General features: G+C 42.7%; 18 protein-coding genes. 13 read left to right on the top strand and 5 right to left on the bottom strand.

The window, feature by feature from the left end:
* The first annotated feature begins 33 nt into the window (after window positions 1-33).
* The 5 genes from pyrE (at window position 34) to Hs20B_RS01815 (ending at window position 4,390) form a co-directional block, all read left to right on the top strand.
* A complete protein-coding gene (pyrE, locus tag Hs20B_RS01795; RefSeq protein ID WP_172354981.1) occupies window positions 34-666 on the top strand; it encodes an orotate phosphoribosyltransferase in 633 nt (210 codons plus the stop codon).
* 63 nt (window positions 667-729) lie between these two features.
* Entirely contained in the window at window positions 730-2,010 is a 1,281-nt protein-coding gene (locus Hs20B_RS01800) for a dihydroorotase (protein ID WP_172354983.1), read from the top strand.
* Window positions 2,011-2,022: 12 nt separating this feature from the next.
* The gene (locus Hs20B_RS01805) at window positions 2,023-2,622 is read left to right on the top strand and encodes a DUF1054 family protein (protein ID WP_172355186.1); all 600 of its coding nucleotides are present in this window, start codon (window positions 2,023-2,025) and stop codon (window positions 2,620-2,622) included.
* A gap of 106 nt (window positions 2,623-2,728) precedes the next feature.
* Window positions 2,729-3,661, top strand: a complete 933-nt coding sequence (locus Hs20B_RS01810; protein WP_172354985.1) for a homoserine O-succinyltransferase — start codon at window positions 2,729-2,731, stop codon at window positions 3,659-3,661.
* A gap of 33 nt (window positions 3,662-3,694) precedes the next feature.
* Entirely contained in the window at window positions 3,695-4,390 is a 696-nt protein-coding gene (locus tag Hs20B_RS01815) for a DnaD domain-containing protein (protein WP_172354986.1), read from the top strand.
* Window positions 4,391-4,417: 27 nt separating this feature from the next.
* Here the strand turns inward: Hs20B_RS01815 and Hs20B_RS01820 are convergent, their stop codons facing one another.
* From Hs20B_RS01820 to Hs20B_RS01830, 3 genes are read right to left on the bottom strand one after another with little or no spacing between them, the layout of a single operon-like run.
* Window positions 4,418-4,990, bottom strand: a complete 573-nt coding sequence (locus Hs20B_RS01820) for a TetR/AcrR family transcriptional regulator (protein WP_172354988.1) — start codon at window positions 4,988-4,990, stop codon at window positions 4,418-4,420.
* A gap of 20 nt (window positions 4,991-5,010) precedes the next feature.
* Entirely contained in the window at window positions 5,011-5,820 is an 810-nt protein-coding gene (gene yidA, locus Hs20B_RS01825) for a sugar-phosphatase (protein ID WP_172354989.1), read from the bottom strand.
* Entirely contained in the window at window positions 5,821-7,146 is a 1,326-nt protein-coding gene (locus tag Hs20B_RS01830; protein ID WP_228407427.1) for an HD domain-containing protein, read from the bottom strand. It lies immediately after the preceding gene.
* Window positions 7,147-7,341: 195 nt separating this feature from the next.
* On the opposite strand from Hs20B_RS01830, the gene Hs20B_RS01835 reads away from it, so the two are divergent.
* From Hs20B_RS01835 to Hs20B_RS01870, 8 genes are all read left to right on the top strand, one after another.
* Window positions 7,342-8,292, top strand: coding sequence for a thiamine pyrophosphate-dependent dehydrogenase E1 component subunit alpha (locus Hs20B_RS01835; protein ID WP_172354992.1), 951 nt, complete (start codon window positions 7,342-7,344; stop codon window positions 8,290-8,292).
* The gene (locus Hs20B_RS01840; protein ID WP_172354993.1) at window positions 8,289-9,236 is read left to right on the top strand and encodes an alpha-ketoacid dehydrogenase subunit beta; all 948 of its coding nucleotides are present in this window, start codon (window positions 8,289-8,291) and stop codon (window positions 9,234-9,236) included. Before Hs20B_RS01835 ends, Hs20B_RS01840 begins: the two co-directional genes overlap by 4 nt.
* Before the next feature lie 2 nt (window positions 9,237-9,238).
* Entirely contained in the window at window positions 9,239-9,616 is a 378-nt protein-coding gene (locus Hs20B_RS01845) for a YwiB family protein (RefSeq protein WP_172354995.1), read from the top strand.
* 52 nt (window positions 9,617-9,668) lie between these two features.
* A complete protein-coding gene (locus tag Hs20B_RS01850) occupies window positions 9,669-10,076 on the top strand; it encodes a pyridoxamine 5'-phosphate oxidase family protein (RefSeq protein ID WP_172354996.1) in 408 nt (135 codons plus the stop codon).
* Between the two features lie 111 nt (window positions 10,077-10,187).
* Window positions 10,188-11,210: a phosphoribosylformylglycinamidine cyclo-ligase gene (gene purM / locus Hs20B_RS01855; RefSeq protein WP_172354998.1), complete on the top strand. Its 1,023-nt coding sequence runs from the start codon at window positions 10,188-10,190 to the stop codon at window positions 11,208-11,210.
* Window positions 11,207-11,749, top strand: a complete 543-nt coding sequence (purN, locus tag Hs20B_RS01860; protein ID WP_172354999.1) for a phosphoribosylglycinamide formyltransferase — start codon at window positions 11,207-11,209, stop codon at window positions 11,747-11,749. Before purM ends, purN begins: the two co-directional genes overlap by 4 nt.
* A gap of 82 nt (window positions 11,750-11,831) precedes the next feature.
* Complete coding sequence (locus Hs20B_RS01865) at window positions 11,832-12,587, top strand: threonine/serine exporter family protein (protein WP_172355001.1); 756 nt, start codon at window positions 11,832-11,834, stop codon at window positions 12,585-12,587.
* Window positions 12,588-12,632: 45 nt separating this feature from the next.
* Window positions 12,633-13,100 (top strand): threonine/serine exporter family protein, encoded by a 468-nt coding sequence (locus Hs20B_RS01870; RefSeq protein ID WP_172355002.1) that lies wholly within the window; start codon window positions 12,633-12,635, stop codon window positions 13,098-13,100.
* A 65-nt stretch (window positions 13,101-13,165) separates the two neighbouring features.
* Here Hs20B_RS01870 and Hs20B_RS01875 read toward each other — a convergent pair whose 3' ends face one another.
* Both Hs20B_RS01875 and Hs20B_RS01880 read right to left on the bottom strand, forming a co-directional pair.
* Complete coding sequence (locus Hs20B_RS01875) at window positions 13,166-13,423, bottom strand: Txe/YoeB family addiction module toxin (RefSeq protein WP_172355188.1); 258 nt, start codon at window positions 13,421-13,423, stop codon at window positions 13,166-13,168.
* Window positions 13,416-13,682 (bottom strand): type II toxin-antitoxin system Phd/YefM family antitoxin, encoded by a 267-nt coding sequence (locus tag Hs20B_RS01880; protein WP_172355004.1) that lies wholly within the window; start codon window positions 13,680-13,682, stop codon window positions 13,416-13,418. The genes Hs20B_RS01875 and Hs20B_RS01880 overlap by 8 nt, the downstream gene beginning before the upstream one ends.
* Window positions 13,683-13,776 lie beyond the last annotated feature (94 nt).

The raw sequence follows: 13,776 nt of genomic DNA on the forward strand, positions 1-13,776 counted from the left end.
AATAGGAATTATAACTTTGAAAGTGAGACTAACATGGAAACTTTATCACGTGAAATTGCGAAAGATTTATTAGACATTAAAGCCGTTTTTTTACAGCCTAATGAGCCATTTACCTGGGCAAGTGGTATCAAATCGCCAATCTATACAGATAATCGAATCACGATTTCGTATCCTGACGTGCGTAAACGTATCGCAAAAGGGTTTGCTGAGCGCATCCGTGCAGAATTTCCAGACGTTGAGGTGATTGCTGGCGCCGCAACCGGTGGCGTACCTCATGCTGCTTGGGTGGCTGATATTCTTGATCTGCCAATGGTTTACATCCGTTCAAAAGCAAAGGACCACGGTGCTGGCAATCAAATTGAAGGCCGCATTACCAAAGGGCAAAAAATGGTCATCATTGAAGACTTGATTTCAACGGGTGGTTCTGTGATTGCGACAGCTGAAGCAGCACGCCGTGAAGGAGCAGATGTACTTGGTGTTGCAGCGATTTTCACTTACGAATTACCGCGTGGCATTGAAAATTTTGAAAAAGCAAATTTACCATTTATCACCTTGTCAAATTATTCAGATTTGATTGAGATTGCAAAAGTCATCGGCTATGTTGACGCAGATGAATTGCAACTTTTGAAAAAATTTAAAGCAAATCAGACAACATGGTTGGACTGATAAAAATAAGTTTGGCTTTTTAGTCAAACTATTTTTATAGAAAATCGAAAATTGGAGCAAAAGATGAAACTAATCAAAAATGGTCGCGTGATTGACCCGAAAACAAAGTTTGATGACGTGGCAGATATTCTGATAGATGGCGCAAAAATTGTCAAAATTGGTCAGGATTTAGCGGTTGATGTTGCAACTGCGCCTGAAGTAGAAGTGATTGATGCGACGGGGAAGGTTGTAGCACCAGGCTTGATTGATGTCCATGTGCATTTTCGTGAACCTGGTCAGACGCACAAAGAGGATATTCATACAGGTAGCTTGTCTGCGGCACGTGGTGGCTTTACCACAGTTGTCATGATGGCAAATACCAATCCAACAGTTTCTGACATCTCGACTTTGTCGGAGGTTCTAGCGTCGTCCTCACATGAAAACATCAATGTCAAGACGGTTGCGACCATTACCGATAAATTTGACGGTCAGACGCTGACGGATTTTTCAGGCCTTTTAGCTGCTGGTGCGGTCGGTTTTTCTGACGATGGGATTCCCTTTACCGATGCGGGCAAGGTACGCCTTGCCATGCAAGAGGCAGCTAAGTATGACGTCCTTTTGTCTCTTCATGAAGAAGACCCACAATTGACAGGTGTTTTGGGCATCAATGACGGCGAGATTTCGCATCAATGTGGTGTCATTGGCGCACCAACGGTGTCAGAATATAGCATGGTCGCACGTGATGCCATGCTAGCGCTTGATACGCAAGCCCGCGTCCACTTTCAGCATTTGTCGGCTGGTCAGTCGGTAGATGTTGTCAGATTTGCTAAGGCATTAGGCGCAAAAATCACAGCAGAAGTGACACCGCAGCATTTTTCTATCACCGAGTCAGCTATCCTATCACACGGGACAAACGCCAAGCTAAATCCGCCCTTGCGTCGTGAGTCTGACATTACAAAACTCATCGCTGGTTTGCAAGACGGTACCATTGACGTCATCGCAACGGACCATGCGCCTCACACGCACGATGAGAAAAATCAGGAAATTACGAAAGCGCCATCAGGCATGACGGGGCTTGAAACATCGTTATCACTCGGTCTCACGCATTTGGTTGCACAGGGACATCTGACGCTCATGGCGTTGCTTGAAAAGATGACGATCAATCCTGCGCAGCTTTACCGCTTTGACACTGGTTATCTGGCTGAAAATGGTCCAGCTGATCTGGTGATTTTTGATGCAGACAACCGCTATGAAGTTCAGGATGACTTTGCTTCAAAAGCTAGCAACACACCATTTATCGGCGAAAATTTGCTAGGCAAAATAGCATACACGATTTGTGATGGCGAGATTGTTTACAAGGCATAAAGGTAAAAAATGATGAAACTATTTACAGATGCGAGTTTTGACGTTTTTGAGGTTGCGGGACTTGACGCACGAATGGCTGCTATTAGAAGCAATATTCAGCCGATTTTTGCGGATATCATGACAGAAGTCTCTCGTCGTTTGATGCAGGAAAGCCATCACGAGTCCTTTGTCCACATTGCCCAGCATCGCCGTAGAACCAAGTATGCGCCTGAAAATACTTGGTCAGCCATCTCTGACAGTAAGCGTGGTTACAAGTCTCAGGCACATCTACAGCTAGGGATTTGGGCAGATTACGTCTTTATGTACCTGTCAATCATTGATAATCCACCACGTCGTGAGTTTTATGCAGAAAAACTTGCTGCTCATCACGAGTTTCCTGCGGATTTTGTCTACTCACTAGATCACACTAAGTCTGATTATTTCAGCGTTTTAGCGGAAAATGATGCGCTGGACGCGGGGATTCGGCGTTTGCACGATGTCAAAAAAGGGGAATTTGAAGTTGGACGCGTGATTGCGAGAACCTCTGACATTTGGCAAAAAGATCCTGAAAGTTATATCCTAGAAACTTTTGATGCGCTGATTCCTTTATACCTAGCGTTAAATGCTGAGTGATATAGTTTTTTGTTATATCTAACTATAAGTTTATCATAGTTTAAAACTATGATAAATCATGATAAAATAGAGGATATAGTAAAAACGGATTGAAAAGGGGATTGCAATGCCAGTAAAAGTTAATAATCAGCTGCCAGCAGTCAAGATTCTTGAGGCAGATAATATCTTTGTCATGGATGAGGCGCGTGCGGATCAGCAAGATATTCGTGCCATGAATATTCTTGTCGTGAATCTGATGCCGAGAAAAATGGTGGCTGAAACACAGATTTTAGCGCTTTTATCGAATACGCCTTTGCAGGTGAATGTGGATTTTCTCTACATGGCGAGTCACAAGTCTAAAAATATCACACAAAATCACCTTGATACCTTTTATAAGTCATTTGCGGAAATAGAAGGCAAGTATTTTGACGGAATGATTGTAACAGGGGCACCCGTTGAAAATCTTGCTTTCGAAGCCGTTGATTACTGGGGTGAGCTGAGCGATATTTTGGACTGGTCACGCTCTCATGTCTACTCGACTTTGCATATTTGTTGGGGGGCACAAGCGGGTCTTTACGCGCGTTATGGCACGCCAAAGCATGCGCTTGACAAAAAACTTTGGGGCGTCTATCATCAGACAGTTGAAAACCCAAAACATGTCTTATTTCGTGGCTTTGATGACGACTTTGTAAGTCCGCATTCTCGTAATACTGAGACCTATGCGTCAGAACTGCCACATGATTTTGAAATTTTATCCTACGGTGAAAAGGCAGGTTTGTCTATTGCTGTTAAGAAAAATTTGCGCGAAATCTATTCATTTGGCCATTTGGAATACGATCGGATGACGCTTGATTTTGAGTATCAGCGTGATAAATCAGTTTTCGGTGCGCAAATTGTGCCTGATCATTATTATCCAAATGATGATTCTACACAAAAGCCCAAGATGAATTGGGCAAGTGCGGCAAGCCTTTTTTTCTCGAATTGGCTGAACTATGCGGTTTATCAGGATACACCATATGACTTACGTGATTTGGCAAAATACGAATATTTCAATCTTTAAGCACGTTAGGTGCTTTTTTGATATAATAAAGCTATGAACTTTTACGACCAATATAAAACACAACTTGTGCTGCCAGAAGCCATTCTGACGCACTTACTCGCTATTTTCCCAAGTAGCGAGACTTTCACAATCTGGCTTTATTTTTATCAAAATGAGTCCCTTGCACCTAGCCAGATTGCTGCTTTTCTAAAAAGTACGACGTCAGAAGTCAATCAAGCCATCGCCCTTCTGACCAACTCTGATACGTTATCTGCGGAGTTTGATGAGGTGACAGGTGAGATGCGTTTTGACACGCGTCCTGCATTTGCAAAGTTAGATAGGATTTTAGCTGAAGATAAAGCTGAGACAACTAATGTTGACCAAGACGAAACGTCAGAATCAGACATCACGCGCCTCATTGCAGCGTTTGAGCCAGAAATGCCTGGTGGTTTGACGCCAATGACGATAGAAGAACTACAAAAATGGCTATCTGACGACAAATTTGAAGCTGATTTGATTTTGCTTGCTTTACATGAGGCGGCGCTCAATCGTAAAGTTTCTTTGCCATATATCCGTGCTATTCTGCGAAATTGGCGTAATGACGGCGTTATAACGGCGCGCGATATTGAGCGAAATAAAGAAGAACGTGAGCTTCGCAAGGAGACACCAGATAATCAGGCACCTTTGTCAGAAGAATTTTTCAGCTCGGCAGACGCCCTTGGCAAATTATGGGGATTTTCACAGGACTAAAAAAGACATCGGGGAGATGTCTTTTTCCTATCTAGAAATCGGTGTCAGGTTCGGATTGTCAATGATAAAGCTGATAATTTCTTTGAATATGGTATGTAAATACTCATCCGTGTAGCTACGGATACCTGCGATGCTTGAAGCAGCCATGCCGTTTACAATAATCCAAGTCCGAATATGAAGGGCATCGATGCGCGCTTCGTCTAAGTTGCGATAGGTGCTAGAATCTGCGACAACTTTTTTGTAGTTGTTATAAGAATAATCAAACATGAGATGGTTGCGGGCAAAGCCATCAACAAATAAACCGTGGTACAGGTTTGGATTTTCCTCAGAAAAACGGATGAAGGCAATGGCGAGTGAAATCAGCGGATCCTCGTCATGTTTTTCAGCAAGCTTGACATCAAACATATAGTGAAACACGTGTTTTAGGACGGCACGTTTGTAGTTCTCCATGTTGGTAAAGCTACCGTAAATCGGCTGCGTTGAGATGTCAAATTCAGCTGCGACATTACGTGCTGTGAATTTATCAAAGCCGTGTGTATTGAGATATTGAAAGCCATAGTCTAGCAGCATTTCTTCACTAATCACTTTTTTTCTTGGCATTGAGATGTCCTTTCTTAGTCTTAGTTCAAAACCCATTCGTTAATGGCATGCGCAACGCCTGATTTTTCATTTGATTTGGTAATATATTTGGCAATTTTTTTGAGTTCAGGATTGCCATTTGCCATGACGACTGGATTTGCGACTGCTTCAAGCATGGAGCGGTCATTTTCTTCATCGCCAATCGCCATCGTTTCTTCATAGGCGATGCCAAGCTTGTCAGCCAGATGCTTAACTGCAAGCCCTTTGCTGGCATTTTTGTTTAAAATTTCGAGATAAAACGGCGTTGATTTGACGATCGTGTAGTTATCAAGAAAACGTTGTGGCAGTTTTTTAATCGTCTCGTCCAATTTTTCAGGCTCGTCGATATACATCATTTTGATGATTTCATGCTTTTTCATTTCCTCAGCGCTACGATATTTGAGCGGAAGGCCCGTGATATAGGCTTCGTTGACCGAGTATTTACTGATGTCGCGGTTATGCGTGTAGACAGCAGACCTGGTGATCGAGTGAAGTGGCGTACCAATGCGGCGGCTCTCCATCTCAATATCCAGATAGTCATCATAGGTCAACGGCTCGTCGATAAAAGCTTCACCACTTGCAGTCGCCTGCACCAAAGCGCCGTTATAAGTGATAAGATAGTCGCCTTCATCAAGTAGGTTGAGCGATGCTAAGATTGGCGTCACACCTAGGAGCGGTCGACCAGTGGCAATGACGATCTTGACGCCAGCGGCCTTTGCTTTTTGGACAGCATCAAACACTTCAGGTGTGATTTCACGGTTGTTATTGACGAGTGTGCCGTCAATATCGATGGCAACAAGTTTGATAGACATTTATTTTTTACCTGCTTTTCCTAGAAAATAGTCATTGTTGATATAGCTCGTAAAGGCTTCCTGCTCACTTTTGAACAGGGTGTCAGCCTTTAAAATTTCGCGCGGGAAGTAGAAACGATTATCTCCATGCGTCGTGCCAGACAGTGCTTTGACAAGGCTTGACAACTCGGATAACTCGGTCAATGAGCCATCTTTTTGCATGATTTCAATCTGAGTCCGTGAATTTTCAAGCTCAGGACGATAGAGATCATAAGGCAGATCAAAGTTTGAGTGAACAGCAGTGTAATAATCAGGATCAAATCCAATTTTTTCAATAATATCGCGCAAAATAGCCAAATCTGCCTCGTCAGAACGGTCATATTTGACGGATTTAGCCAGTTTACGATTGATAAAAGACGTACTGAGATCAGCTAAAATCTCGTCAGGATGCGTCTGCCAATTTTGAAAATAAGTGGTCATGACACCATCGTCAAGCTGAAGATAATCATTCAGTGAAAATTGATTTTCAAAAAAAGGAATCAATCTCGGACTTGTCATGGCAAAATAGTCTTTTTGCGTCGGATAGAGGACTTTGGCACGTTTTAGCAGCTGATGAAGCAAGACTTCCATTGCACGACTGGCAGGATGAAAATAAACCTGCATATACATCTGGAAACGGCTAACGATATAGTCCTCAACTGCGTGCATCCCCTGAATCTTGAAGGCAATGCCATTGTCAACAGGCGTAATAACCCGCATGATACGTGTCAGATCAAACTCGCCATATGTTGCCCCAGTATAGTAAGAATCTCGCAGCAAATAATCCATCCGATCGGCGTCAATCTGACTAGAAATCAGCTGAACCACCTGTTGGTTTTCGTAGTCGTGTGTGATGACGCTCGCCACCTTTTCTGGAAAATCAGGCGCAACTTTACGCAAAACGGCATTGACCTCGGTAGTCTCGTCAGTGATGATGGCGACTGTAATCGCCTCGTGATCAGTATCAAAAATGCCTTCAAAAGTATGAGAAAAGGCACCGTGGCCAACATCATGCAAGAGCGCCGCACACTGCGTCACTAGATTTTCCTCAGGCCGCCAAGTCTCGGGATAATTTTTGGTAAACATTTCTGTGATTTGTTTGGCAATATGATAAACACCTAAACAATGTGTAAAACGGCTGTGTTCAGCGCCATGAAAAGTATAACTCGACGTGCCTAATTGCTTGATACGGCGCAAACGCTGGAACTCTTTGGTTGCAATCAAGTCATAAATGGTCTGATTACTGACAGGAATATAGTTGTGAACAGGGTCACGAAAGACTTTTTCTAGTTTTTTATTAGTTGCCATAGTCGCCATTCTATTAGATTTACTTAGTTTTATTATAACGTAAAAGCCCCTAAAATGCACGATTTGTCTCTATTTTTTTCATCATTTTATGAAAATAAAATTTAACACGACTGAAACGCTATTTTGCGACAAATTATCGTATAATAGAGTTACATGTTTTTTACAATGACAAAAAAAGAAAATAGGAAAGGTATTATGCAAAAGATTGATAAAAGCCGTGCAGTCGACTGGTATCAAACCATGATGACGATTCGTGATTTTGAAAATATCATCGATGATAGCAATAAAAAAGGCTATCTACACGGCACGACGCATTTATATAATGGTCAAGAAGCCATTGCAACTGCGATTTGCTCCCAACTGAGTCAGTCAGACTTGATCTTGTCAACCCACCGAAATCACGGTCATGCTATTGCAAAAGGCACGCAGACTGCGCAAATGTTTGCTGAGATTTTTGGTAAGAAAACAGGTACGAACGGCGGTCACGGCGGATCTATGCACATCAGTGATCCAGCCGTTGGCAACTTTGGTGGCAATGGTATTGTCGGGGGAAATTTCCCGATTGCACTCGGCTTAGCACAGGCGCTCAAAATGGATAAATCTGAGCAGATTGTCGTTTGTTTTTCAGGAGATGGTGCGACAAATGAAGGCACTTTTCACGAAAGTCTAAATCTCGCAAGCATCTGGCAATTGCCAATCGTTTTTGTGGTGGAAAATAATCAGTACGCCATGTCAAGCGATGCTTCTGTCATGATTGCAGGCAGCATTTCTGAGCGTGCCAAAAACTATCAGATGACGGCCTATAAAGTTGATGGTCAGGACGTTTTTGCAGTCAATGATATTTTTGAAAAAGCAAGGCAAGATCTGGCCAATGGTCCTGTTCTGATCGAGGCTGTGACCTATCGCTTCAAGGGGCATTCGCGTTCTGACAGTGAACAATACCGCACGCCAGATGAGTTTTTCAACTGGGAAGACCCAATCAAAAAATTGCGTGAAAGCCTTCTGACAGACTATGATGTCACGTCAGAAGAGCTTGCGCTTTTAGATGAAAAAATCTATAGTCGCCTGATAAAAGAAGCAAAAAATGCCTTGTCTGACGAAGCAGCGAGCCTTCCAGACGACATCAGAAGGGCGGTTTACAGATGATAAAAACTTATCTCGAAGCTGTTAATGACGGTTTACGTCAAGTTCTTTCGGCTATTCCCGAGGCGTATATCTTGGGGGAAGACGTGGGAACTTACGGCGGTGGTTTTGGTGCGACTAAGGATCTGATTGCTGATTTTCCAGATCGTGTGCTTGACACACCGATTTCTGAGGCTGCCATTACCGGCGTTGCGACAGGCTCAGCCTTACTTGGTAAGCGCCCGATATTGGAGATTCAGTTTTCTGACTTTCTGACGGTCGCTGTCGATCAGATAGTCAATGAAGCTGCTAAACTGCATTTTTTGTCAAATGGTAAGCAGTCTGTGCCCATGGTCATCCGTGCTGCAAGTGGTTCTGGGACAGGTGCAGGCGCACAACATTCGCAAAGCCTTGAAAATTGGTTTGCCCATATCCCAGGCTTGATCGTTGCCATGCCATCAAATGCTTATGATGCAAAAGGCGTCTTGATTGCTGCGGTTAAAAATGACAATCCTGTCTTGATATTTGAGCCCAAATCGCTCTATAAAGTCAGGTCAGAAGTACCAGATGGCCTATACGCGGTACCACTCGCACAAGCAAAAGTCGTCAGAAGTGGTGATGATGTAACAGTCATAGCACTCGGTCGCATGGTCGAGCTTGCCAAAACAATCGCTGAAAAATGCGACGTGTCACTTGAAATTGTTGATCCCATCACCATTTCACCATTGGACATTGACACGCTAGCTGCCTCTGCTAAAAAAACAGGGAAAGTCGTGATTTTGACTGAGGCAGTGGCGCGTTCAGGTATTTCAGGTGAGATTTTGGCGCAATTGATTGAAGCAGGTTTTACTGGGAAAATCAAGCGTCTTGGCGCAAAATTCATGCCGGTTTCAGCCGCAGAAACAGTCGAGTTTGACCAAATTCCAACAGAAGCTGAAGTTCTAGCCGCAATTTCGGAGGTGATGTAGGGATGACGCAGATTATGATTGATAATATTATCGAGATTGATGAACAAAAAGAGGTTATTCATGAAGTAGTGACAGGTGAGTATCGCGAGAAAAATGGTCAGCAATATCTGATCTATCAAAATGAGCTTTCTGAGAAGGTTGTCATGAAATACGGCACTGAGATGCTTACAATCACCCGTTTTTCAAACCCAAGCTCCATCATGAAAATGCATCCTGAAATTACGACAAAAACAGCCATTGCAACACCAGTCGGTGCTCAGCATTTTGACCTAAAAACGCAGCAGTATCAACAGCAAGAAAATGGATTTGATACACAGTATCAGCTATTTCAGATGGATCAAAAAATTGCCCAATATCATTTGTCGGTGCGTTTCTCTTGAAAAATTGCAGCAAGAGTTTTAGAATAAAAGAAGATCGAGAGGATATATTCTAATGAAATTGACAACTGATATGAAACGTCTGATTACAGAAAATTTGGCCTATATTGCGACTGTTGATAATGATGGGAACCCAGATATTGGACCTAAGATGTCCATTCGTGTTTATGATGATGAAACTATTGTCTATGACGAGCTGACAGGCAAACAAACCATGGCGAATATCGAAAATAACGGTAAAGCCATTATTGCTGTGGCAAATGAATCTGAAATGTCTGGCTACCGTTTTTCAGGACCTACGCAAATTATTCGTGAAGGCGCATTTTTCGAGGATGCAACAAAATGGTCGGTAGACGGAAAACACCCACTACCAAAGGCTGCAGGCGTGATGAAGATTGAAAAAATCTGGACACTTGCACCTGGACCAACGGCAGGTACACCTGTCACTGAAACTGAAAAATAATCAAAATCCGAACGTTACAAGCAAAAACTATCAGAAATGATAGTTTTTTTGTTAGTTTTAGCGAAAATTATCTTATAATAAAATTAAATCAAAGAAAGTTGGAACGAGAGATTGTCTGAAAAAAATGCCTACGCACAAGCTGGAGTCGATGTAGAAGCTGGATATGAAGTAGTTGAACGCATCAAAAAACACGTGAAACGCACAGAACGCCTAGGTGTCATGGGCGCGCTTGGCGGATTTGGCGGGATGTTTGACTTGACGACGACTGGTGTCAAAGAACCCGTCCTCATCTCAGGAACTGACGGTGTCGGCACAAAGTTGCTGCTTGCGATTGAGGCTGGTAAGCATGATACGATTGGGATCGACTGTGTGGCTATGTGTGTCAATGACATCGTGGCAGCAGGCGCTGAACCACTGTATTTCCTTGACTACATCGCAACGGGGAAAAATGATCCTGAAAAACTTGAGCAAGTCGTAGCTGGCGTTGCAGAAGGTTGCGTGCAATCTAATGCTGCCCTTGTTGGTGGAGAAACGGCTGAAATGCCTGGTATGTATGGTAAAGACGATTACGATCTTGCAGGATTTGCGGTCGGCGTTGCTGAAAAATCTCAAGTCATCACAGGTGAAAAAATCTCAGAAGGCGATATTTTAATCGGTCTTGCCTCATCAGGGATTCACTCAAATGGTTTTTCACTGGTCCGTAAAGTCTTTGCAGACTCTGACTTGAACGCAGAAGTTGCAGCACTCGGTGGTCAAAAGTTGATTGATAACTTATTGACACCTACCAAAATCTACGTCAAAGACTTACAACCGCTTATCAAAGCAGGCGTGATCAACGGGATTTCTCACATTACAGGTGGCGGTTTTATCGAAAATATTCCGCGCATGTTTTCTGATGACTTAGCTGCTGAAATCACAGAAGGCACTTGGGATATTTTACCAATTTTTGATCTGCTTGAAAAAACAGGCAATCTCAAACACAGCGAAATGTATGAAATTTTCAACATGGGTCTTGGCATGGTGCTTGCCATTTCACCTGAAAATCTCGCACAAACAAAAGACTTGCTAAACGGTAATTATTTTGAAATCGGAAAAATCGTTAAACGCGACACGCAAGCGGTCATCATCAAATGAAGTTAGCTGTTTTTGCCAGTGGATCTGGCACGAATTTTGAAAATCTAGTCAAGTCAGGTATTCCGGTTGATTTTCTCTTTACAGATAAAAGCGATGCAAAAGCTTTAGAACGTGCCGAAAAGTTGGGGATAAAATCTTACACATTTGAGCTGAAAACGTTCACAAGTAAAGCCGATTACGAACGTGAGATTTTAAGTTTACTTGAGGCGTATGAGATTGATTTGATTGTACTTGCAGGCTATATGAAGATTGTGGGCGACGTGCTGTTGCAACGTTATGAAGGTCGGATCATTAACATTCACCCTGCCTATCTACCTGAATTTCCCGGTGCTCATGGTATTTTGGACGCCTGGAAAGCGGGTGTGTCGCAAAGTGGTGTGACCATCCATTATGTGGATGCAGGTGTGGATACAGGCAAGATCATTGCGCAAGAACGTGTGCCGATTTTGCCTGATGACACACTTGAACGTTTTGAAGCGCGGATCCATGAGAAGGAATATGCGCTTTATCCACAAGTTTTGAAAGACATTTTAGACTAAGAAAACACCAATGAGCGTGTTTTTTTGTTATAATAAATAAAATTGATGTGGCAAGTCTTGAAAAAAGAGGATTAGGATGACTATGGACGATAAAAAACTCATTAACACTTGCCTGCTTGCGGGCGAGATTCTCATGGCAAATGGTTCGGAAATTACGCGTGTTGAGGATGTCATCATGCGGATTGGTCGTGCCGCTGAGATTGACAATATGCAAGTCTATGCCTTGCTAAACGGCATTACCGTGAGTTTTCCAAGCCAATCTTTGACGCAGATGCGCGCGATTCCGCCACGTATTCAGACCATGGACATGGAAAAAATCGTTGCGGTAAATGATCTGACGCGGCAATTTACAGCACATAAAATCGACCTTGACAGCTTTCATGATAAGTTGAGTACGGTTGATACCAATAGTCCGACTTTTCCTGTCTGGTTGCAGATTATTGGTGCTATTTTTGTGTCGATGACACTCATGGTTACGATTACAAAGACAGCAGCACCGATAAATCTTGTTCTGACGGCCTTTTCAAGTGGGCTTTCTTACCGGATTTATCTGAGCATCAGAACGAGATTTGGCATGCGATTTTTCGGTCTTTTTCTAGCCAGTCTCAGCATTTCGCTCGTCATGTTAGTTGCGTCTCATGCTTTGCGCTCACCATTTTCAGCGGATACTGTCATCATCGGAGCAGTCATGCCGCTAGTGCCTGGCGTTGCGCTGACAAATGCTGTGCGTGAAATCATGGCTGGTAACTTTATTTCTGGTCAGGGGCGCATGGTGGAAGCACTCTTATCTGTGATTTCTATCGGACTTGGCATCGCCATGCTATCATTTTTCTACTGATTTTAGCCGACTTTGGTTAAAATACTATAAAAGAAAGGGATTTTGATGATCATCTTACGTCATTTAGTCATTCAAACACTTCTAGCCTATGTCGGGAGTTTCGCATTTGGCATCATTCTCAATATCCCGCGCAGAACCTTGCACCGTGCAGGTATCGTTGGTGGTGCCTCTTGGCTGGTTTATGAGCTGGTTGACCTTGGCACCCAGCATATCATGGCGAGAAATTGGCGGATAGTCCTTGGCTCATTTTTGGGCGCTGTGGTGATAGGCGTGGTTAGCTTGACCATGAGTCGCGCGCAGAAGGTTCCTATGCTGATTTACAACATCCCAGGGATATTTCCACTTGTACCTGGTGGTCAAGCTTATCAGGTCGTCAGAAACCTCGTCGTAGGAAATCAAGCAATCGCAAGGCAAAATTTTGAACTGGTAGTCATCATCGTTGCAGCACTTGCGACAGGATTTTGGCTAGCAGAGCTGATCAATCGCCTGCGTGGCATGATTCGTTTGGCTTAGAACATAAAAACAGATCTCAATGATGATATGAGACCTGTTTTTTTATTATGGGAGATTTTTGATTATCAAGAATAATGATCTTTAGCAGAGTAGATAAATAAAATATCATCCTCAACGCGATAAACCAATCTATCTTTTTCATTTATTCGACGAGAAATTTTGCCAGATAAATCTTCTTTTAAAATTTCTGGTTTTCCTATCCCGCTAAATGGGTCTCGTTCAATGTCTTTGATGAGATGATTGATTTTCTTGAGTGTTCTCTTATCTTGAGTTTGCCAATATAGATAATCATCCCAAGCATCATCGCTCCAGGATTTAATCATCATCTACCTCAATCAGATCACGTATAATACCTTTCCCTGCGTTGAATTGTTTATCAGCACGCTGGATTTTTTCCATAAGATATTGATTATTCAAAATGTAGTTGTTTTCAATCAGATTATCATAATCAATCTTTGATAAGACCACAACATTTTCCTCTGGTTTTTTATTCGTCACGATAATCACATCGCTATCATCATTAACTTTCTTCATGTATGATTTTAGATTAGCACGGAAATTACTATAAGCCACAGCTTCCATATAAGGCCACCTCTTTCTATATTTATATTGTACTGTTTTTTGTACAGGAAATCAAGTGATCGCCTGCGTGGTATGAATCGTTTGGCTTAGAATC

The sequence above is a fragment of the Pseudolactococcus insecticola genome (assembly GCF_011170065.1).
Classification (GTDB): Bacteria; Bacillota; Bacilli; order Lactobacillales; family Streptococcaceae; genus Pseudolactococcus; species Pseudolactococcus insecticola.